This is a genomic window from Rhizobium sp. WSM1328 (assembly GCF_057653715.1).
This window is the reverse complement of record NZ_CM172788.1, coordinates 3304009-3323018: the sequence shown is the minus strand read 5'-3', so window position 1 is coordinate 3323018 and position 19010 is coordinate 3304009. Positions and strand designations below refer to the sequence as shown.

The following is a 19010-nucleotide window of genomic DNA, read 5'->3' as shown; positions in this document are numbered from 1 at the left end:
GGCTCGCTCAGTTGGGGTGCGCATGCATGAGGTCGACCGCGGATCGTAGCGGCGGGCCTGAACACGTGGCGGCGATGCAAAGGATTTGCCGCTTGCCGGTCTTCAGCGATTCCCGCGGGTGGTTACGCCGGTTCGAGGACGCGTTTCCTGCCGCCCCAGGAGATGAAGTTCGGGTTGGCGAAGTCGAAATCGGCGGCCGTTCCCGTTTTGCCGTAGGTCAGTGGCGTCCCGTCCAGCGTCACCGTCGAACCGCCGGCTGCGCGCAGCACCGCATCGCCGGCTGCGGTGTCCCATTCCATCGTGCGGGTGAAACGCGGATAGACGTCGGCCTTGCCTTCGGCCAGCAGGCAGAATTTCAGCGAGGAGCCGATATTGGTGCATTTGAAGATCGCTTGATCGGCGAGGAAGCTTCCAGTCTCCGGGCTGTTGTGGCGAAGGCTTGCAAGCGCCAGCCTGTCGTCCGGCTGTTCGCGCACCGTGATCGCGCTGCGTGCGCCAACCGTGAAATCGTCCATGACGACGAGCCTTTCGGCGTGGCCGCGTTCTCCGGAGAAGGCAAGCCCCAGCGCCGGCGCATAGACGATGCCGGCAATCGGGGCGCCGTTCTCGATATAGGCGATGTTGACGGTGAACTCCTGCCGTCCGTCGACGAATTCACGGGTGCCGTCGAGAGGGTCGACCAGGAAGAAGCCTCGGCCATCGATGTCGGGCACTTTGCCAGCGGCGACCGATTCTTCCGCCACGACGGGTATTTCGGGATAATCTCTGGCGAGATGCGCGAGGATGATGCGCTCGGCCTCCTCGTCGGCGACCGTGACCGGACTTGCATCCGCCTTCATGGCGACGGGGAAGCCTTCGCGCAGGACCGTGATGATGGCCCTGCCGGCTTCGAGCGCCGCCTTTTCAAATGTCCTCAGCATCGTCCTTTTGCCGTTCGCCACGCGGCGAGCACCCCGCTGTCGCTCGTCCGCAAACCATCCCTGTCACAACCAGATACTCAAGTTATATGGTGTTCCCCGTCATGCTCCGCATCCCTCAATACAAAGCCTGATGATGCTACCATAAATTTTCAGCCTTGTCAGACGAAGAAGCGGGCATCGCTCGTGAAATGGCATTCGTCAAAGAAGCTGCCTTGGGGTCTGAATTTGCTCCATTGTCCAATTCTGTGGAATAGCTTACGCAGCAAGCGGCGCAGGAAATCGACGGCGATATCTCCGGACGGTTAACCCAGTGGCGGTTTCTGGCTAAAAATAGGCCCTGCTCTGCCGTTTTTCTGTGGATTTTGGTTCAAAACGCGCCATTTAGGCCTGTTCAGACAAGAATCTGTAGAAGTAAATCCTTTTTGTCTTCACATTTCCAACGAAACCGCTATGCATTCGGCCTATGAGGTTCTCTGAAACGGAGAACTGAAGAACCAAAAAGAGATGCAGCATTTTCGGCTCGCATCCAGGGGAAAACGACATATGGAGTATTTCGTCCAGCAGCTCTTAAACGGGCTGACGCTCGGATCCATCTATGGCCTCGTGGCTATTGGCTATACGATGGTTTACGGCATTATCGGCATGATCAATTTCGCCCATGGCGACATCTTCATGCTTGGTGGTTTCGCCGCTCTTATCGTCTTCCTCGTCCTCACATCCATCTTCGCAGGTCTCCCGGTGGCCGTTCTGCTGCTGGCGATGCTTGTTGTCGCGATGCTGATGACGAGTTTGTGGAATTGGACGATCGAGCGCGTCGCATACCGTCCCCTGCGCGGTTCCTTCCGCCTGGCGCCGCTGATTACCGCGATCGGTATGTCGATCACGCTGTCCAACTTCATCCAGGTGACGCAGGGCCCGCGCAACAAGCCGATTCCACCGATGGTGAGCACGGTCTACCAGTTCGGCAACATCTCGGTGTCGCTGAAACAGATCATCATCATCGTGATCACCGCAGTGCTGCTGACAATCTTCTGGTACATCGTCAATCGCACCGCACTCGGCCGTGCCCAGCGCGCCACAGAGCAGGATCGCAAGATGGCGGCACTGCTTGGCGTCAACGTCGACCAGACGATCTCGATCACTTTCGTTATGGGTGCGGCACTCGCGGCCGTGGCCGGCACGATGTACCTGATGTATTATGGCGTCGCCTCGTTTAACGACGGCTTCACGCCTGGTGTGAAGGCCTTCACGGCAGCCGTTCTCGGCGGTATCGGTTCGTTGCCCGGCGCCGTCTTCGGCGGCCTGCTTATCGGCCTTATCGAGTCGCTGTGGTCGGCATACTTCACCATCGCCTACAAAGACGTCGCGACCTTTGCGATCCTGGCTTTCGTGTTGATCTTCAAGCCGACCGGCATCCTCGGGCGGCCGGAAGTCGAGAAGGTATAACGTCATGGCAAACATTGAAAATTCTGCAGGCAAGCCCGATGCCGGACTTGTCCGCAAAGGCCTTACCGAAGCTCTTTTCGCCGCCGTCCTGTCGTTCGGCATGTTCGTTCTCTATGTCGGCCTCAAGACCGACCAGAACATCAGCAACGAGTTGATCATCGTCCAGCGCTGGGGCCTGCTTGCGATCTTCGTTGCGGTCGCCGCCATCGGCCGCTTCGCCACGGTGGTTTTCCTGCGGCCGCATCTCGACAGCCGCAAGCTGGCAAAGGCGAGACAGGGCGAACTCGACATCTCGACAGAGAAGAGCTTCTTCCACCGGCATTTCCTGAAGATCGCGCTGATCGCGCTGCTGCTTTATCCCCTGGTGGTGGTGGCGATTAAGGGCCCTCAGGGCTCGCTGACATATGTCGACAATTTCGGCATCCAGATCCTGATCTATGTGATGCTCGCCTGGGGGCTGAATATCGTCGTCGGCCTCGCCGGCCTGCTCGATCTCGGCTATGTCGCCTTCTATGCCGTCGGCGCTTATTCCTACGCGCTGCTTTCGAGCTATTTCGGCCTATCCTTCTGGGTGCTGCTGCCGCTTTCGGGCATCTTCGCGGCACTCTGGGGCGTCATTCTCGGCTTCCCGGTGCTGCGCCTGCGCGGCGATTACCTCGCCATCGTGACGCTTGCCTTCGGTGAAATCATTCGTCTCGTCCTCATCAACTGGACTGACGTGACGAGGGGCACCTTCGGTATATCGAGCATCCCGAAGGCAACACTCTTCGGCATTCCTTTCGATGCGACGGCCGGCGGTTTTGCCAAGCTCTTTCACCTGCCGCCCTCCTCGGCCTACTACAAGATCTTCCTTTTCTATCTTATTCTGATGCTCTGCATGCTGACGGCCTATGTCACCATCCGGCTACGCCGCATGCCGATTGGACGCGCCTGGGAAGCTTTGCGCGAAGACGAGATCGCCTGCCGTTCGCTCGGCATCAACACGGTGACGACCAAGCTGACCGCCTTTGCGACGGGCGCGATGTTTGCCGGTTTCGCCGGCTCGTTCTTCGCCGCCCGGCAGGGCTTCGTCTCGCCGGAATCCTTTGTCTTCCTGGAATCGGCCGTCATTCTCGCCATCGTCGTTCTTGGCGGCATGGGTTCGTTGACCGGCATCGCGATTGCCGCGATCGTCATGGTCGGCGGCACCGAGTTGTTGCGCAGCATGGACTTCCTAAAACTCATCTTCGGACCCGACTTTACGCCGGAACTCTACCGCATGCTGATCTTCGGCCTCGCCATGGTCGTCGTCATGCTGTTCAAGCCGCGCGGCTTCGTCGGCTCGCGTGAGCCGACAGCCTTCCTCAGAGAGCGCAAGGCGATATCCGGAAGCTTCATCAAGGAGGGGCATGGTTGATGAGCCCCGTAACGAATACGATGTCTGACGACACTCTTCTCAAGGTCGAACACCTGTCGATGAAGTTCGGCGGCCTGATGGCCATCAACGACTTCTCCTTCGAAGCCAAGCGTGGCGATATCACCGCGCTGATCGGGCCGAACGGCGCCGGCAAGACCACCGTCTTCAACTGCATCACCGGCTTCTACAAGCCGACGATGGGCATGATCACGTTCAACCAGAAGAGCGGCAAGCAATACCTGCTGGAGCGCCTGCCGGACTTTCGCATCACCAGGGAAGCCAAGGTCGCACGCACCTTCCAGAACATCCGGCTGTTCTCCGGCCTGACCGTTCTCGAAAACCTTCTGGTTGCCCAGCACAACAAGCTGATGAAGGCATCGGGTTATACGATCCTCGGCCTTATCGGTGTCGGCCCCTACAGGCGGGAAGCGGCTGCGGCAATCGAACTCGCCCGTTTCTGGCTCGAGAAGGCCGATCTGATCGACCGCGCCGACGACCCCGCCGGCGATTTGCCCTACGGCGCCCAGCGGCGTCTCGAAATTGCCCGCGCCATGTGCACCGGTCCGGAGCTGCTCTGCCTCGATGAACCGGCTGCCGGCCTCAACCCACGGGAATCGGCAACGCTCAACGCACTGCTGAAGAGCATTCGCGCCGAAACCGGAACGTCGATCCTTCTGATCGAGCACGACATGTCCGTGGTCATGGAAATCTCCGACCACGTCGTCGTCCTCGAATACGGTCAGAAGATTTCCGATGGCACACCGGATCACGTGAAGAACGATCCGCGGGTCATCGCGGCCTATCTCGGTGTCGAGGATGAAGAAGTGGAAGAGGTGATCGCAGCCGTCGAGCAGCTCGAGGGAGGCGCAAACTGATGGGCGATGAAGTAATGACGGGTCAACCGCTCCTTCAGGTGAATAGCGTCGAAACCTATTACGGCAATATCCGGGCGCTGGCCGGCGTCGATGTCCACGTCAACAAGGGCGAGATCGTCAGCCTGATCGGCGCCAACGGCGCCGGCAAGTCGACACTGATGATGACGATCTGCGGCAGCCCGCAGGCCCGCACCGGTTCGGTGGTCTTCGAGGGCCGCGACATCACCCACATGCCGACGCATGAAATCGCCCGTCTGCGCATTGCACAGTCACCGGAAGGCCGCCGCATCTTCCCGCGCATGACGGTTCTGGAAAACCTTCAGATGGGCGCTGGCCTCGACAATCTGAAACACTTCGCCGAAGACGTCGAGAAGATCTTCACGCTCTTCCCGCGTCTCAAGGAACGTCACGCCCAGCGGGGCGGAACACTTTCGGGCGGTGAACAGCAGATGCTGTCGATCGGCCGCGCGCTGATGGCGCGCCCGAAGCTGCTGCTTCTCGACGAACCCTCGCTCGGTCTCGCGCCGCTGATCGTCAAGGGCATCTTCGAGGCGATCAAAAAGCTCAACGAGGCGGAGGGGCTGACCGTTTTCCTCGTCGAGCAGAACGCATTCGCCGCCCTCAGGCTTTCTCACCGCGCCTACGTGATGGTGAACGGCAAGGTGACGATGAGCGGCTCCGGCAAGGAGCTTCTTGCCAATCCCGAGGTCCGCGCCGCCTATCTCGAAGGCGGAAGACACTAGGTGGAAAGGAGAGTTTGACATGCAGGGACTTTTCTTCGAAGCGGATGCCGGCCCCCTTGTGGCGATCCGTGTCATCGTCTTGCTCTTAGGCTTTTGGACGGCCTGGCGCGCCGGCAAAGCGGTTGCCGAAGGCTGGGCCGACTATCCGTTGGTCATCGTCTATACATTCCTGCTCGCCTGGGCGATGCAGTTCCTGCATCATGCCCTGTTCAATGGGCCGATGCTCAACGCCTTCTACTATATCCTCGACTTTGTGACGCTGTTGGTGTTCTCGACGGCCGGCTTCCGTTACCGCCGCACCAATCAGATGGTTAACAACTATTACTGGCTGTACGAAAAAACTTCCGCGTTTTCGTGGAAGGACAAACATTGACAGTCCGTTGAAACTAGGCATGAATTGCCTTCCGAGTGGAACAGCTTTCCTGGCGCAGTCAATGGTGGGTAGTGCGCTGGGCCTTGGACCGGAACCCGCCCAAAAATTGGGAGTAATAATATGAAGAAGTCTCTTCTGTCGGCAGTGGCTCTGACGGCGATGGTCGCCTTCAGCGGCAACGCGTGGGCCGACGTTCTCATCGCTGTCGCTGGTCCACTGACTGGACCGAACGCCGCATTCGGCGCTCAGCTCCAGAAGGGTGCCGAACAGGCAGCCGCCGACATCAACGCGGCTGGCGGCATCAACGGCGAGCAGATCAAGATCGAGCTCGGCGACGACGTCTCCGACCCGAAGCAGGGCATTTCGGTCGCCAACAAGTTCGCCGCTGACGGCGTCAAGTTCGTCATCGGCCACTTCAACTCGGGCGTTTCGATCCCGGCTTCGGAAGTCTATGCCGAAAACGGCATCCTCGAAATCACCCCGGCCGCGACGAACCCGACCTTCACGGAACGGGGCCTCTGGAACACGTTCCGCACCTGCGGCCGTGACGACCAGCAGGGTGCCATCGCCGGCAAGTATCTTGCCGATCACTTCAAGGACGCCAAGATCGCTGTCGTTCACGACAAGACACCTTACGGTCAGGGCCTTGCCGACGAAACCAAGAAGGCTATGAACGCCGCCGGCGTCACCGAAGTCATTTACGAAGGCATCAATGTCGGCGACAAGGACTTCTCGGCACTCATCGCCAAGATGAAGGAAGCCGGCGTCTCGATCATCTATTGGGGTGGTCTGCACACCGAAGCCGGTCTCATCATCCGCCAGGCGGCCGACCAGGGCCTGAAGGCGACGCTGGTTTCGGGCGACGGTATCGTTTCGAACGAACTGGCCTCGATCGCTGGCGACGCCGTTGCCGGTACGCTGAACACCTTCGGCCCGGATCCGACGGCGAACCCTGCGAACAAGGAACTCGTCGAAAAGTTCAAGGCCGCTGGTTTCAATCCGGAAGCCTACACGCTCTATTCCTACGCTGCGATGCAGACGATCGCCGGAGCCGCCAAGGCTGCCGGTTCGCTGGATCCTGAGGCCGTTGCCAAGGCCATGAAGGAAAAGGGCCCGTTCCCGACCGTTCTCGGCGACATTTCGTTCGACGAAAAGGGCGACCCGAAGATTCCTGGCTACATCATGTACGAATGGAAGAAGGGTCCGGACGGCAAGTACAGCTACTTCCCGCAGGGCATGTAAGCCTCGCTCCCCTTTATGGGACATGATTATCGAAGCCCGGTTCCGACCGGGCTTCTTTCTTTTTGCGGGCGTTTCAATTTTCGCCTGGCTGGTCTAACTCTTGGCATCGTTTTGAAGCATCGAGCGGAACCGTCCATGTCCAAACCCCGCATTCTCGTCACCCGGCGCTGGCCAGCCACGGTGGAAACCGTCCTTGCTGAACGTTTCGATGTGACGTTCAATCGTGACGATATCCCGCTCGCTGAAAACGAGCTGCGGCTGGCGCTCTCGACCTTTGAAGCCGTATTGCCGACGGTTTCCGATCGGTTGCCCGCCGCCGTCTTCGACGGCGTGCCTGTTGTCACCAAGATCCTTGGCAATTTCGGCGTCGGCTACAATCACATCGATATATCCGCTGCCAAGGAGAGAGGCATTGCGGTCACAAACACGCCGGGCGTGCTGACCGACTGCACGGCCGATATCGCCATGCTGCTGCTGCTCTCCGTTGCCCGGCGTGGCGGTGAGGGCGAGCGGCAGCTACGCGCTGGTGAATGGAAGGGCTGGTGCCCGACGCATATGGTCGGCACCAAGGTGACGGGGAAGACGGTCGGCATTATCGGTTTCGGCCGGATCGGCAAGGCCTTCGCGCAACGCTGCCATTTCGGCTTCGGCATGGATGTGGTGTTCTTCAACCGCTCACCGATCAATCCGGCTGAGGCGGCGCGTTACGCCGCGCGGCAACTGCCGACGATCGAGGCTGTGCTCGCGGTGGCCGATTTCGTCTCGCTGCATTGCCCAGGTGGAGCAGAGAACCGGCACCTGATGAATGCGGCGCGGCTTGCGGCGATGAAGCCGGGCGCCTTTCTCATCAATACGGCGCGTGGCGACGTGGTGGATGAGGCGGCGCTGATTGCAGCGCTCGAGGCGGGCACGATCCGCGGCGCCGGGCTTGACGTCTACGAGGCGGAACCCGATGTGCCGGAGGCGCTGCGGCGGATGGAGAACGTTATGGTGCTGCCGCATCTCGGCAGCGCCACGGAAGAGACGCGGACCGCCATGGGTATGAAGGTGGTTGACAACGTGACGGCGTTTTTCGAGGGTAGAGATGTGCCGGATCGGGTGGTTTAGCGCCTAGAGCATGATGCCGAAAAGTGTGAGCGGTTTTCGGACGACATCATGCTCTAACTATTTAATTTAGAACAGGATTCAGATTTTAGGCCGAACAGGCCTAAAATCATCCTGTTCTAGCCTCCAATACCATCTTACATCTCGTACAGCACATGCGTGGCTTTCACGGCGGCCGAGGCCCGGTTCTCGACGCCGAGCTTCACGTAAATCTGTTCGAGGTGTTTGTTCACCGTCCGCGCCGACAGTCCCAATATTTCACCGATGTCGCGGTTGGCCTTGCCCTTGGCGATCCAGAGCAGCACTTCGGATTCGCGCTGGGTGAGCGAAAAGCGCTGGCGCAGCACCTCGTCGTCGCTGCGCTGACTGGCGGCGGTGAGGCGGAAGAGATATTCGTCAGGGCCGATTGCGCCGAGGAAGGCGAGCTGCAGCGCCGCCTGGCCGGCATGGGCGATCGAGATGATGCCGTCGCGCACCGCTGCGACGCGGTCGTGCATCCAGCCGGCGATATGGCGCACGACGATTTCCATGCCGTCGTCGCTGCCCATGGCGGCATTGACCAGCCGTGTCGCCTGCGGCGTTGACCAGTGGATGGCGCCGTCGCCCTTGACTGCCAGCAGATGACGGCCAGCCGCGTCCAGGGCGATGCGGGCGCTTTGGGCCGAGCGGGCATTGCGCAGATGGACGCGGATGCGGGCGCGCAGTTCATCGATGTTGATCGGTTTGCTGAGATAATCGACGCCGCCCGATTCCAGCGCGTGCACAACATGCTCGGTCTCGGTCAGGCCGGTCATGAAGACGACAGGCACCTGCGCTACTGTGGCGTTCGCCTTCAACCGGCGGCAGGTCTCGAAGCCATCCATGCTGGGCATCACCGCGTCGAGCAGGATAAGATCGGGCGTGATGCGCTCGACGATACCAAGGGCTGCCGCACCCGACGTGGCGATCAGCACGGAGAAGCCGGATTGTTCGAGCGCGTCAGTCATGAAGCCGAGTGCTTCGGCCGAGTCGTCGACGAGCAGAACGATGTCGCGGGGGAGGGCCGGCTCAGCCAATGGATTCCACCTTTTCGTCGAAGTCGTGCAGGAAGGTCATGAAGCCGGCGAGATCGAAGGCGGCGACATAGGCGCGAAGTTCCTCCGTGAATGGCTGATTTGCCTCCACCTTGGCAAGGTCCGAAAGCTTGGCTTCGATGCCTCTGATATAGCCGATCTCGCCGAGCCGCAGCAATTCCTGCACATGGGCAGCACCTGGGCTCAGCATCGGCGCTTCGATCTTGACAGGGACGGTTGGCATGGCATCGGCATAGATCCATGTCAGGCCGAGATGCAGGGCGAGCTTGTCGCGCAGCTGGCGGATGTCGACCGGCTTGCCGATCGCATCATTGTGGCTGTCGTCACTGTCGCTGAGAACGGCCGCATCACCGATATTGGCCGACAGCATCAGCACTGGCGCTGTCTGTCCGGCCTCGCGCAGACGCGAGACGAGCTGCCAGCCGTTCATGCCGGGCATCAGGATATCGACGAGGAAAAGGTCCGGCATGATGCCCTCGATCAGCGTCAGGCATTCGCCGCCGCCTGCCGCCGTCAGCACGATGAAATCGAGCGGCGCCAGGATCTCGCGCATCATCTCGCGGTGGTCCTCGTTATCATCGACGACGACGATCGTGCGGCGCGGGCCGTCATAACCGACGATGCGCTTCTCCTGCGGCGCTGCGGCCACTGCGCGCATGACGGCGGACAGCATCAGCCGGACGCGGAAGGTCGAGCCTTCCTCCTTCACGCTTGAAACCGAGATCTCGCCGCCGAGCGTGTTGGTCAGAAGCCGGGTGATGGTGAGGCCGAGGCCGAGCCCCGGCATTGGCCGCACGCTTTCGGCCTCGCCGCGCTGGAAGGGTTCGTAGATGCGGGGCAGGTCTTTCTCGGTGATGCCTCGGCCGGTATCGGCGACGGTAAAGGTCGCGACCTGGCTGCGATAGCCGACATCGAAGGTGACGCTGCCCTCGTCAGTGAACTTGATGGCATTGGAGAGCAGGTTGACGAGAATCTGGCGCAGGCGCTTTTCGTCGGTGCGGACGAATTGCGGCAAGGCCGGCGCGCGCTCATGGATGAAGGCGAGCCCCTTTGCCTGCGCCTGTGGCCGGAACATATCGACGATCTGGTCGAGGAAATCCTGGATGTTGATCTCGTTGGAATAGACCTGCAGGCGGCCGGCTTCGATCTTGGAAATATCGAGCAGGCCGTCGATCAGCCCGGAGAGGTGTTCGGCGCTGCGGCGGATGACCTTGATCGAGGACTGGCGCGGCGCCGGAATGGTCTCGTCGCGTTCGAGGATCTGGGCGTAGCCGAGCACGGCGTTCAGCGGCGTGCGTAATTCATGGCTGAGCCCGACGACATAGCGGCTCTTGGCGCGGTTGGCGGCCTCGGCCGTTTCCTTGGCGTTCTGCAGGGCAGCGTCGGTCTTCTTATGGGCGGCGATTTCCTTGAGCAGCAGCGTGTTCTGGCGTGAGGATTCCTCCTCGGCAACGACGCGGCTGTCATGGGCGAGCACATAGAACCAGCAGACGACGCCTGCGATCACCGAGAAGACGAAGAAGACGATGAAGATGGTGCGGTTGACGACCTCGGCCGTCTCAGGGGAGGCGGAGGCGACCTGATGGGCGATCATCGCCAGGATCGCGCCGATGGCGGTCAATGCCAGCACGACGGCGATGCCGTAGCGGCCGAGACGCGTCGTCAGCTTCTCGATGATGGTTTCAGACAGCAGCACCTTGGCGACGGTGCCGACTTGCGCATTGAAACGGGCGGCCGGCTTGCACATGTCGTGGCAGCGGCTGTCGAGCGAGCAGCAGAGCGAGCAGATCGGCGCGGCATAGGCCGGGCACCAGGCCATATCCTCCGGCTCGAAGGGATGCTCGCAGACCGAGCAGGTGATGTTCGTCAGGTTCTTCCAGCTCTGGCGCGGCTTGCGGGCGAGATAGAACTTGCCTTTCGTTGCCCAGGCGATGACAGGCGAGGCGACCAGCGCGACGACGAGGGTAATATAGGGAGCGAGCGAGGCGGCGATCTCGCCGAAGGCACCGAAATGGGCAATCAGCGACACCGTCGCCGATAGCGTCATGGCGCCGAGGCCGACCGGGTTGATGTCGTAGAGATGCGCGCGCTTGAACTCGATGCCGGGGGGAGCCAGCCCCAGCGGCTTGTTGATGAAGAGATCGGCGGAGATCGTGCAGAGCCAGGCCATGGCGATGATCGAGAAGATGCCGAGCGTCTCCTCCAGCAGCCGGTAGATGCCGAGTTCCATCAAAAGCAGGGCAATCGCGACGTTGAACACCAGCCAGATGACGCGGCCGGGATGGCTGTGGGTCAGCCGCGAGAAGAAGTTCGACCAGGCGAGCGAACCTGCATAGGCGTTCATCACATTGATCTTTAGCTGTGAGACGACGACGAAGGCCGCCATCAACAGCAACGCGGCATTGTGCCAGGGGACCATGTAGCCGAAGGCGGTCAGATACATCTGTGCCGGGTCGGCGGCGCGATCGAGGGGGACGCCCGAGGTGAAGGTCAGCACGACCAGAAATGAACCGGCAAGCAACTTGGGCGCGCCGATGATGACCCAGCCGGGGCCGGCGAGAAAGATCGCCAGGCGGTGGCGCCACTTGCGCTGCGGGTCCGGCGGCAGGAAGCGCAGGAAGTCGGCCTGTTCGCCGATCTGCGACATCAGCGCCAGGATGACGGCGGAGGCGGCGCCGAACTCCACGAGATCGAACTCGGCGACGGTGCCGGGCGGGCCGGAGGCATGACGGATGCCGGCAAAGGCGCGCCAGAGATCGAATTTTTCCCAATCCAGCAAGGCGATGAAGATGAAAGGCAGGATATTCAGCACGATCCAGAAGGGCTGGGTCATCAGCTGGAACTTGCTGATCAGCCGCACGCCGTGCGTCACCAGGGGGATCACCATGACGGCACTGATGATGTAGCCGATCCAGAGCGGGATGCCGAGGGTGAGCTCCAGCGCCCCGGACATGATCGAAGCCTCGATCGCAAACAGCATGAAGGTGAAGCTTGCATAGATCAGTGAGGTGATGGTCGAGCCGATATAGCCGAAGCCCGCGCCGCGCGTCAGAAGATCGATGTCGACGCCGTGGCGGATGGCGTAGCGGCTTATCGGCAGGCCGATCGCCAGCATGGCGATCGAGGCGACGATGATGGCGTAAAAGGCGTTGGTGGTGCCGTAGGAAAGCGTGATCGCGCCGCCGATCGCCTCCAGCGCCAGGAAGGAGATTGCGCCGATCGCCGTCTGTGAGATGCGCTGTGAGGAAAAATGGCGGGCGCTCTTGGCAGTGAAGCGCAGCGCATAATCTTCCAGCGTCTGGTTGGCGACCCAGCGATTATATTCGCGTCTTACCGGAATGATGCGTTGGCGCGCTGCCATGTCTTCCTTTCAGGCATTCCGGTTGGGCTCATCGTCTCTTCGGCAGTTTTGGCGGGATGGATGGGAAAGGCAAGAGGCGGGCACCAGCTGGTTCACAGAATGGCAATATTTTTGCAATTGATCTTTCACATAACAGCTCTAACTCTCCGGCGTTCGTTCAACTATTTCGGATATCACCATGTCTGTTTTAAGCTTTTTCCGCCTGAGCACCGCCCTCGTCTGCCTCCTTTCCATCGTGCCCTCGCTTGCCGGCGCCGAGCAGGCCACGGCGGCGAAAGCGCCTTATGCGCAGGCCGGAAACACCAACAAACGCGGTGACGCCTGCTTCTCGACGGTGGACACCAACGCTGCCGTTCGCCTCCTCTCCGGCTTCCTCGAAATCTGGACCCCGCGCACGCCTTTCGTCGATGCGGGTGTCGAAGCCCCGGCCAAGGATAATTGCCCGGCGGTTGCCAAGACGGATTGGGACGGCATTCCTTCCAGCAAGACCGACGGCCATATCCTCAACCAGGCCGTCCATGACGCCAACATCGCCTATGTCGTCAAAGCAACGCGGGCGCGGACGGCCGATCAGGCCGTCGCCGCCTATCTCGACGATCGGCGCGGCAAGAATGCCAGCATCGTCGATGGCCTCGGTCCGCTGACGGATGCCTGGAAGGCCGGCTCGAAGCAGACCACCACGATCACCGAGGTGGCGGCCGACGCGACGACGGCCAAATATGACGACAAGGGCAACAATCGCGGCGCCGGCAGCAAGCCGGACACGGAAAACAAGACCGATGCCAATCCCGACATGGGCCTTGCAATCGACTTCATCAACGCCGCAAGCGGTGACGGCTCGACGGAGCCCGCAAAACGCTATTTCAAATATGGCCGTCCCTACCGCTGGAGCCAGGACGTGTCGGTCGTTCCGACGCTGGAGCCCGCCAAGAGCGGCAAGCCGGTCGAGGATGGTGGTTTCCCGAGCGGGCATACGGCGGAAGCCTGGCGGGATGCGCTCGCCATGGCCTATCTCGTGCCGCAGCGCTTTCAGGAAATGATCACGCGCGCCAGCGAGCTGGGTGAAGACCGTATTCTCGCCGGCATGCATTCTCCGCTCGACGTGATGGGCGGCCGCATGCTCGGCACCGCCACGGTCGTCTACAATCTGAACAAGGCCGACAATGCGGCGCTGAAGAGCGATGCCTACGCCCAAGCGCAGTCATGGCTCGTCGCCAAATCAGGCGTTGCGGATGCGGGTGCGCTCGAGGTTGCCGCCCACGCGGCACCGCTCGCTGCAGACCGTTTCGCCGATCATGACGCCAATCGTGCCTACGTGCTGCAGCGCCTGAGCTACGGCCTGCCGACGATCCATGCGACCGATCAACCGGCGCGCGTGCCGCAGGGCGCCGAAGCGCTTCTCGAAACGCGTCTGCCCTATCTGGACGGCGAGCAGCGCCGCGATGTGCTGAAGACGACGGAGATCGCCTCCGGCTATCCGCTGCTCGACGATGCGGAAGGTTACGGCCGTCTCAACCTGTTTGCCGCCGCCGACGGTTACGGTGCGTTCGAACAGGACGTGACCGTGACGATGGACGCGGCAAAGGGCGGGTTCAATTCGATCGACACCTGGCGGAACGACATCACCGGCAGGGGCAGGCTGGTGAAGCGTGGCAACGGCATCCTCGGGCTGTCGGGCGCCAACAGCTATTCCGGCGGCACCATGCTGGAAGAGGGCGCGCTGGTGGCCCTGTCGTCGTCGGCCTTCGGTCGTGGCGGGCTGACGGTCAACGGTGGCTCGCTCGTTTTGGCGGCCGACAAGCCGTTGACCGTGAGCGGCGATTATCAGCAGCTCGCCAATGCCACGACGAAGCCGGCGCTCGGCGCAAACGGCGCGGGGACACTGGTCGTCGAGGGCAAGGCGGCGCTGGCCGGCGACCTCGCCGTGACGCTTGTCGACGGTTATGCCCCGACGCCCGGAACGAAGATCGAAATCCTCAAGGCGGGTGCCGTGACCGGCACCTTCGGCAAGGTCACCGTCTCCGGCCACAAGGCGAGCCTCTCCTATGGCCCGACATCCGTCACCTTGACGATCGACGGATAATTTCCGGTATCGAGATAGGGCATCCCTGCTGCGAGGATGCCCTTCCTTCTCCGGCCTGCCTGTTTGACCCCCGCGCCTACGTCATTTTGCGTATGTGTTTTTGCGCTGCAGCACCCGATAGTCCCTTAAGCAACAGTTAATCTCCGTTTCCGGCCTGTTGCGGAACAAGAAGAGGGGCTCAACCAGATGAATCTCAGAACTACTATTGCGGGCGCTGCACTCGGCGCCGTCATGGCGGCCTCGGCTGCCTTCAGCGGTGCGGTTGCCGCCGACGATACGATCAAGGTCGGCATTCTGCACTCGCTTTCCGGCACCATGGCCATCTCCGAGACCACGCTCAAGGACGCCATGCTGATGCTCATCGACGAGCAGAACAAGAAGGGCGGCCTTCTCGGCAAGAAGCTCGAGGCCGTCGTCGTCGACCCGGCTTCCGACTGGCCGCTATTTGCCGAAAAGGCACGTGAGCTGATCCAGAAGGACAAGGTTGCCGCCGTCTTCGGTTGCTGGACGTCCTCGTCGCGCAAGTCCGTTCTGCCGGTTTTCGAAGAGACCAACTCGATCCTCTTCTACCCGGTCCAGTATGAAGGCGAAGAGTCCTCGCGCAACATCTTCTACACCGGTGCTGCTCCGAACCAGCAGGCCATTCCTGCTGTCGACTACCTGATGGAAAAAGAAGGCGTCAAGCGCTTCGTTCTCGAAGGTACGGACTACGTTTATCCGCGCACGACCAACAAGATTCTCGAGGCATACCTGATTTCGAAGGGTATTCCGAAAGAAGACATCATGACCAACTACACGCCGTTCGGCTTCTCCGACTGGCAGACCGAAGTTTCCAAGATCAAGGAATTCGGTTCGACCGGCAAGAAGACCGCCGTCGTTTCCACGATCAACGGCGATGCCAACGTTCCGTTCTACAAGGAACTGGGCAACAAGGGCATCAAGGCAACCGACATCCCCGTCGTCGCCTTCTCGGTTGGCGAAGAAGAGCTTGCCGGCCTCGACACCAAGCCGCTCGTCGGCCATCTCGCTGCCTGGAACTACTTCGAGTCGGTCGAAAGCCCGGCGAACAAGAAGTTCATCAAGGACTGGCACGCTTTCACCAAGAACGACAAGCGCGTGACGAACGACCCGATGGAAGCTGCGTATATCGGCTTCAATGCATGGGTTAAGGCCGTCCAGGCTGCCGGCACGACCGATACCGACAAGGTTCTCGACACCATTATCGGCGTCAGCGTTCCGAACCTCTCCGGCGGTTATGCGACCGTCATGCCGAACCACCACATCACCAAGCCGGTGCTGATCGGTGAAATCCAGGCCGACGGCCAATTCGAAATCGTCCAGCAGACACCTGCCGTCGTCGGCGACGAATGGTCAGATTTCCTGCCTGACTCCAAGGATCTGATCTCCGATTGGCGCAAGCCGATGTCCTGCGGCAACTTCAACGTCGCTACGGGCAAGTGCGGTGGCAAGGGCTCCTGAGTACGACTCCGATCCGATGATTGCCTGAAGGATTCCGTCCGGGTTTGATCCCGGGCGGAAGCTCCGTCCCAGCGATTGCGCCGCGAGGCCAACACTATCAAGGGCGAGAAAGCCGATGTATCGCGCCATAAAGATTTTCCTCATCACGGTTTGCCTGACATTTTCGGGCCTGACATTTTCGGGCGTGATAATCTCGAGCGAAGTCCATGCCCAGGATGATATCCACGTGCTTATCGACGCGCTCGGCGTCGGCGACTTCCCGGAACGCGAAGAGGCCATCAAGGCGCTGGTCGCTTCCAAGGATCCGCATGTCAGCCAGATCCTGCAGCAGTTGAGCGACGGCCTTCTCTACGTCAATTCCGATGGCGGCCCGGTTCTTCTCCAGGGCGGTACCGATGACGAACCGACCTATTCCGATCCGATCACCGGCGAAGCCGCTGCCGATGTCGATCCGGATCTGATGACGAAGGTGAAGATCAACAACGCGCTTCGCGGCGTCATCGGCGCCGCCACCAGCCAGCTGACGCTGATGAGCCCGGACCGCTCCGCGCGGCTTGCCGCGGCGCAGGGCCTCCTGAAAGATGCCGATCCCGCCAATCTCGACCTGCTGAACTCGGCGCTTGCGGCCGAAAAGGACGCTGAGATCAAGAATACGATGGAAGCGGCGCGCGCAGTGCTGCTGCTCAAGACGGATGCGAGCGTCGAAGACAAGAAGGCTGCGATCGATACGATCGCGGCGCGCGGCAATCGCGATGCGCTGACCATCCTCACGACCACACTCGAAACCGCGCCTGACGACCTGAAGCCGGCGATCCAGGCGGATATCAGCTCCATCAATCGCAGCCTGGCGCTGTGGGATATCGTCCAGAACATCTGGTACGGATTGTCTCTCGGCTCGGTCCTGCTGCTTGCCGCGATCGGCCTTGCCATCACCTTCGGCGTCATGGGCGTCATCAACATGGCGCATGGCGAAATGGTGATGATCGGCGCCTACACCACCTATGTGGTGCAGGAATACATTACTTCCGCCTTTCCTGAACTTGCCGATTATTCGCTGGCCTTTGCCGTGCCTGCGGCCTTCGTCTTTACCGGCTTCGTCGGTCTGGTGATCGAGCGCGCCGTCATCCGCTATCTCTACGGCCGGCCGCTCGAAACGCTGCTCGCCACCTGGGGCGTGTCGCTGATCCTGCAGCAGGCGGTGCGCAGCAGCTTCGGCCCGACCAACCGCGAGGTCCGCAATCCGACCTGGATGTCCGGCGTCTTCGATCTCGGCGGGCTCTCCATCACGTGGAACCGACTGTGGATCATCGTCTTTTCGATGGTGGTCTTTGTGGCGCTGCTCCTGCTGCTCAAACGGTCCGCCTTCGGCCTGCAGATGCGTGCCGTTACGCAGAACCGGCGCATGGCGTCGTCGATGGGCATCCGCACCGGCTGGGTCGATGCCTTCACCTTCGCGCTCGGCTCGGGCATTGCCGGCATCGCCGGCGTGGCGCTCAGCCAGATCGACAATGTCTCGCCGAACCTCGGTCAATCCTACATCATCGACAGCTTCATGGTCGTCGTCTTCGGCGGTGTCGGCAATCTCTGGGGCACGCTGGTCGGTGCACTCTCGCTCGGCGTCGTCAACAAGTTCCTCGAGCCCTTCGCCGGCGCGGTGCTCGGCAAGATCCTGGTGCTCGTCCTCATCATTCTCTTCATCCAGAAGCGTCCCCGCGGGCTCTTCGCACTCAAAGGAAGGGCGGTGGAAGCATGATAACGGCCTTCCTTCTCCGATCACTCGATCGAAAGATCGTCATTGCCATCGCCCTCCTGCTTCTGGTCGCGGTTCTTGTGCCGGTCCTGAACCTGATGACGGGGCCGAGCAATCCGCTGCACGTGCCGACTTATATCATGTCGCTGTTCGGCAAGTATCTGACCTATGCGCTGCTGGCGCTGGCGCTTGATCTCGTCTGGGGCTTCTGCGGTATCCTCTCCCTCGGCCACGGTGCCTTCTTTGCGCTCGGCGGCTATGCGATGGGCATGTATCTGATGCGCCAGATCGGCACGCGCGGCAGCTACGGAGATCCTGTTCTGCCCGACTTCATGGTGTTCCTGAACTGGAAGGATCTGCCCTGGTTCTGGTTCGGCTTCAACCATTTCTGGTTTGCGGCGCTGATGGTGCTCGTCGTGCCCGGCCTGCTCGCCTTCGTCTTCGGCTGGTTTGCCTTCCGCTCACGCGTCAACGGCGTCTATCTCTCGATCATCACCCAGGCGATGACCTATGCGCTGCTGCTGGCCTTCTTCCGCAACGACATGGGCTTCGGCGGCAACAACGGCCTTACCGATTTCAAGGACATTATCGGTTTTAGCGTCCAGGCTGACGGCACGCGTGCAGTCCTCTTTGCGGCAACTGCGATCTTCCTGGCTCTATCGCTGCTGATCGCCTCGGCGATCGTGCGCTCGAAGTTCGGCAAGGTGCTGGTCGGCGTACGCGATGCCGAAAGCCGCACGCGCTTCCTCGGCTACCGCGTCGAGCATTTCAAGCTCTTCACTTTCGTCGTCTCGGCGATGATGGCCGGTATTGCCGGCGCGCTCTACGTGCCGCAGGTCGGCATCATCAATCCCGGCGAATTCGCGCCTGCCAATTCGATCGAAGTCGTCATCTGGACGGCGGTCGGTGGGCGGGCGACGCTGATAGGTCCGATCATCGGCGCGATCCTCGTCAACGGCGGCAAGACGATCTTCACCGGCCTCTTCCCGGAGTTCTGGCTGTTTGCGCTCGGCGGCCTCTTCGTTGCCGTCACGCTGTTCTTGCCCAAGGGGGTCGTTGGCACGATCGCCCAATATCTCGGCAAGCGGAAGGTCGTCTCCAAGGTGGCACCATCGGCGGCTGAGGAAGATGGCATCGAGCCGAAAATCCAGGCAGCGGAGTGAGC

14 protein-coding genes are annotated in these 19010 nt (G+C 61.0%); 11 read left to right on the top strand and 3 right to left on the bottom strand.

Annotated elements, in window-relative coordinates; all coding sequences use genetic code 11:
- Positions 1-122: 122 nt before the first annotated feature.
- On the bottom strand, positions 123-920 hold the full coding sequence (gene cysQ, locus AC2444_RS16820) for a 3'(2'),5'-bisphosphate nucleotidase CysQ (RefSeq protein WP_012758699.1): 798 nt from the start codon (positions 918-920) through the stop codon (positions 123-125).
- Between the two features lie 543 nt (positions 921-1463).
- Here cysQ and AC2444_RS16815 point away from each other — a divergent pair.
- From AC2444_RS16815 to AC2444_RS16785, 7 genes are all read left to right on the top strand, one after another.
- On the top strand, positions 1464-2366 hold the full coding sequence (locus tag AC2444_RS16815; RefSeq protein WP_003561974.1) for a branched-chain amino acid ABC transporter permease: 903 nt from the start codon (positions 1464-1466) through the stop codon (positions 2364-2366).
- Positions 2367-2370: 4 nt separating this feature from the next.
- Positions 2371-3762 (top strand): high-affinity branched-chain amino acid ABC transporter permease LivM, encoded by a 1392-nt coding sequence (gene livM, locus AC2444_RS16810; RefSeq protein ID WP_012758698.1) that lies wholly within the window; start codon positions 2371-2373, stop codon positions 3760-3762.
- Positions 3762-4637: an ABC transporter ATP-binding protein gene (locus tag AC2444_RS16805; protein WP_012758697.1), complete on the top strand. Its 876-nt coding sequence runs from the start codon at positions 3762-3764 to the stop codon at positions 4635-4637. The genes livM and AC2444_RS16805 overlap by 1 nt, the downstream gene beginning before the upstream one ends.
- On the top strand, positions 4637-5380 hold the full coding sequence (locus AC2444_RS16800; protein WP_012758696.1) for an ABC transporter ATP-binding protein: 744 nt from the start codon (positions 4637-4639) through the stop codon (positions 5378-5380). Before AC2444_RS16805 ends, AC2444_RS16800 begins: the two co-directional genes overlap by 1 nt.
- Before the next feature lie 19 nt (positions 5381-5399).
- The gene (locus tag AC2444_RS16795) at positions 5400-5753 is read left to right on the top strand and encodes a DUF6867 family protein (RefSeq protein WP_003561969.1); all 354 of its coding nucleotides are present in this window, start codon (positions 5400-5402) and stop codon (positions 5751-5753) included.
- Between the two features lie 120 nt (positions 5754-5873).
- Positions 5874-6995, top strand: a complete 1122-nt coding sequence (locus AC2444_RS16790; protein ID WP_003542332.1) for a branched-chain amino acid ABC transporter substrate-binding protein — start codon at positions 5874-5876, stop codon at positions 6993-6995.
- A 135-nt stretch (positions 6996-7130) separates the two neighbouring features.
- Complete coding sequence (locus tag AC2444_RS16785) at positions 7131-8102, top strand: 2-hydroxyacid dehydrogenase (protein WP_012758695.1); 972 nt, start codon at positions 7131-7133, stop codon at positions 8100-8102.
- Positions 8103-8236: 134 nt separating this feature from the next.
- On the opposite strand, the gene AC2444_RS16780 is transcribed toward AC2444_RS16785, so the two are convergent.
- Positions 8237-9154: a response regulator transcription factor gene (locus AC2444_RS16780; RefSeq protein WP_012758694.1), complete on the bottom strand. Its 918-nt coding sequence runs from the start codon at positions 9152-9154 to the stop codon at positions 8237-8239.
- On the bottom strand, positions 9147-12533 hold the full coding sequence (locus tag AC2444_RS16775; protein WP_012758693.1) for a hybrid sensor histidine kinase/response regulator: 3387 nt from the start codon (positions 12531-12533) through the stop codon (positions 9147-9149). The genes AC2444_RS16780 and AC2444_RS16775 overlap by 8 nt, the downstream gene beginning before the upstream one ends.
- 178 nt (positions 12534-12711) lie before the next feature.
- Here AC2444_RS16775 and AC2444_RS16770 point away from each other — a divergent pair, with 178 nt between their 5' ends.
- From AC2444_RS16770 to urtC, 4 genes are all read left to right on the top strand, one after another.
- Positions 12712-14616, top strand: a complete 1905-nt coding sequence (locus AC2444_RS16770) for an acid phosphatase (protein ID WP_012758692.1) — start codon at positions 12712-12714, stop codon at positions 14614-14616.
- A gap of 186 nt (positions 14617-14802) precedes the next feature.
- A complete protein-coding gene (gene urtA, locus AC2444_RS16765; RefSeq protein WP_012758691.1) occupies positions 14803-16095 on the top strand; it encodes an urea ABC transporter substrate-binding protein in 1293 nt (430 codons plus the stop codon).
- Positions 16096-16210: 115 nt separating this feature from the next.
- Positions 16211-17848 carry an urea ABC transporter permease subunit UrtB gene (gene urtB / locus AC2444_RS16760; RefSeq protein ID WP_012758690.1) on the top strand — a complete coding sequence of 546 codons (1638 nt, stop codon included), beginning with the start codon at positions 16211-16213 and terminating at the stop codon, positions 17846-17848.
- Positions 17845-19008: an urea ABC transporter permease subunit UrtC gene (gene urtC / locus AC2444_RS16755; protein ID WP_012758689.1), complete on the top strand. Its 1164-nt coding sequence runs from the start codon at positions 17845-17847 to the stop codon at positions 19006-19008. The genes urtB and urtC overlap by 4 nt, the downstream gene beginning before the upstream one ends.
- Positions 19009-19010: the final 2 nt, after the last annotated feature.

Excerpts from the sequence above, each read along its gene's own strand:
- cysQ (WP_012758699.1), bottom strand. The coding sequence starts at position 920 with ATGCTGAGGACATTTGAAAAGGCGGCGCTCGAAGCCGGCAGGGCCATC.
- AC2444_RS16815 (WP_003561974.1), top strand. The coding sequence starts at position 1,464 with ATGGAGTATTTCGTCCAGCAGCTCTTAAACGGGCTGACGCTCGGATCC.
- livM (WP_012758698.1), top strand. The coding sequence starts at position 2,371 with ATGGCAAACATTGAAAATTCTGCAGGCAAGCCCGATGCCGGACTTGTC.
- AC2444_RS16805 (WP_012758697.1), top strand. The coding sequence starts at position 3,762 with ATGAGCCCCGTAACGAATACGATGTCTGACGACACTCTTCTCAAGGTC.
- AC2444_RS16800 (WP_012758696.1), top strand. The coding sequence starts at position 4,637 with ATGGGCGATGAAGTAATGACGGGTCAACCGCTCCTTCAGGTGAATAGC.
- AC2444_RS16795 (WP_003561969.1), top strand. The coding sequence starts at position 5,400 with ATGCAGGGACTTTTCTTCGAAGCGGATGCCGGCCCCCTTGTGGCGATC.
- AC2444_RS16790 (WP_003542332.1), top strand. The coding sequence starts at position 5,874 with ATGAAGAAGTCTCTTCTGTCGGCAGTGGCTCTGACGGCGATGGTCGCC.
- AC2444_RS16785 (WP_012758695.1), top strand. The coding sequence starts at position 7,131 with ATGTCCAAACCCCGCATTCTCGTCACCCGGCGCTGGCCAGCCACGGTG.
- AC2444_RS16775 (WP_012758693.1), bottom strand. The coding sequence starts at position 12,533 with ATGGCAGCGCGCCAACGCATCATTCCGGTAAGACGCGAATATAATCGC.
- AC2444_RS16770 (WP_012758692.1), top strand. The coding sequence starts at position 12,712 with ATGTCTGTTTTAAGCTTTTTCCGCCTGAGCACCGCCCTCGTCTGCCTC.
- urtA (WP_012758691.1), top strand. The coding sequence starts at position 14,803 with ATGAATCTCAGAACTACTATTGCGGGCGCTGCACTCGGCGCCGTCATG.
- urtB (WP_012758690.1), top strand. The coding sequence starts at position 16,211 with ATGTATCGCGCCATAAAGATTTTCCTCATCACGGTTTGCCTGACATTT.
- urtC (WP_012758689.1), top strand. The coding sequence starts at position 17,845 with ATGATAACGGCCTTCCTTCTCCGATCACTCGATCGAAAGATCGTCATT.